The organism is Candidatus Clostridium stratigraminis, assembly GCF_045310675.1.
Classification (GTDB): domain Bacteria; phylum Bacillota; class Clostridia; order Clostridiales; family Clostridiaceae; genus Clostridium_AT; species Clostridium_AT stratigraminis.
The window spans coordinates 1-1,912 of sequence record NZ_JBJHZZ010000039.1; the positions used below are offsets into that span (position 1 = coordinate 1).

The 1,912-nt window shown below is 27.9% G+C and carries 2 protein-coding genes; both read right to left on the reverse strand.

The genetic code is table 11. The annotated features are described in order from the left end of the window. Nucleotides 1-922: 922 nt before the first annotated feature. Nucleotides 923-1,363: a hypothetical protein gene (locus ACJDUG_RS17735; protein WP_406771199.1), complete on the reverse strand. Its 441-nt coding sequence runs from the start codon at nucleotides 1,361-1,363 to the stop codon at nucleotides 923-925. Nucleotides 1,364-1,375: 12 nt separating this feature from the next. Continuing rightward, a complete protein-coding gene (locus ACJDUG_RS17740) occupies nucleotides 1,376-1,705 on the reverse strand; it encodes a tRNA-binding protein (RefSeq protein WP_406771200.1) in 330 nt (109 codons plus the stop codon). Nucleotides 1,706-1,912: the final 207 nt, after the last annotated feature.

Consider the following 1,912-nt stretch of genomic DNA (forward strand, 5'->3'; position numbering starts at 1 on the left):
AAAGGATAATATTTTAAAGTGGAGGGGTCAATTTTCAATGTAAAAGAGGGGTCAATATTAATTGTAAATCAACAACATAGAATAAAATTCAAAATATTCTTTCCTCGCGTTGTTAATCGCCCCCAATTATGGATTTAATTATGTTATAATTATATCATTTTAATAGTACTTGAGCAAGTGTATTACAATATTTGCTAACCTACTAGGGTGAAGGGAGCATCTGTCTAGCTAATAACTAAGTAAATCTGGTACAGCTAGCATACATGAAAATAGGCTACATGGCGCAATTATTTTCCGCAATGTAACCCTTTCTTGTTTTATTTTATTTGTTGAATAATAAAAGAATACTAAGTATTAATTATTCTTATTTATAAACCTTTTACTTTTTAAGAAATGTCTAATTAATATAATAGGTAACGGTATTAAGATAATATCATCTTTATCTAATTTAAAATTAAGACTCAATATTTCATTAAAATTTTTTATGATTAAAATAGCAAAAACTATATATAAAAAAATAATTACCAAGTCAGATAGTAGTATAAATTTAGTTGTAGAATAATGCTTATTGATAAGATCTTTATAACATTCGTATAATATAAAAATAAAAAAGATACTTAAAAAAATAATTGAAAATATAAATTTAGTCCTTTCATTAGGAATTCTATTTATGATTAATGGCAAAGAAATTAATGTAAAAATTACGAGTATAATTTTAATTCCTAATTTATAGTTATCCATGCTCCTATCCCCCATTGTATTTTTATTAATTCGTCATATCTTACCTTGTGCCTTACTGTTATTATTATATTCTGCATTCAACTTACGATTCCTTCAAAAAATAATAAATCTCAAGGATTTTTCCCCGGGATTTATTAAGTAGACTTAGAAGAAAATTGCGAAGTAACTTATTTACTACATCCTATTTTTTAACTATGATATTTTCAGCGATATCATAGAAACTTGAACTATTTGTCCAATACGAGGTATACTTTGCCTCTTTTTGTTTATCTACTATGAAATTAGTAGTGCTAACATCTTGGATGTCGATTATTTCACCAGAAATTAATTCTATATTACAAACATATTTGGGTGTAGAACCTTCTGTTGATTTTCTTCTCCTGACAAATGTCATATCATTATAGGCCTTAATTAATTTGCTCTTCTGTTCATCAGAAACCCTTGTGCTATTCAATAATATACCCTTTACTTCATGTTCGTTAATTCTCCAATTAAACGGTCTATTAAATAGATGGTATGCTACTATCAAAGCAATTAAAAATAATCCACTCAATAATATTTTGTTTCTCATTTTATCCCCCACTTCTACTTCGCCATTAATTACGATTGAGTCGTAATACAAGAAAATGGCGTATTAACCTAATTTGTCACCTTTTTTAACAGACTGTTCTGGTTGAATTAATACTACTCCTTGTACAGAATAGGTGCCTAATACTAATACTTCCGACATAAAATCAGCAATTTGTCTTGGTGGAAAGTTAACTACTCCTAAAACCTGCTTACCTATAAGTTCCTCCATTTTATAGCATTCTGTAATCTGGGCACTTGATTTCTTTATACCAATTTCCTCACCAAAATCAACCCATAACTTATAAGCTGGTTTTTTTGCCTTATCGAAATATTCCACTTTAATAATTTCTCCAACTCTAATATCTAATTTCATAAAATCTTCAAAATTTGGCATAATAAATTTCTCCTATCTAATATTAATAAATTCATAATATTATACCATTGTGTAATAGTGTTATTATTATATTCTGCATTCAGCTTACAAATCCTTCTAAAAATAAAAAATCTCGAGGTTTCTCCCCGGGGTGTGTTTTGCAAGTAGAAAATGCATAGTGTAGCTTCCTAATTGTGCATAGGACACTTGCCTTATTTTTTACTGTTT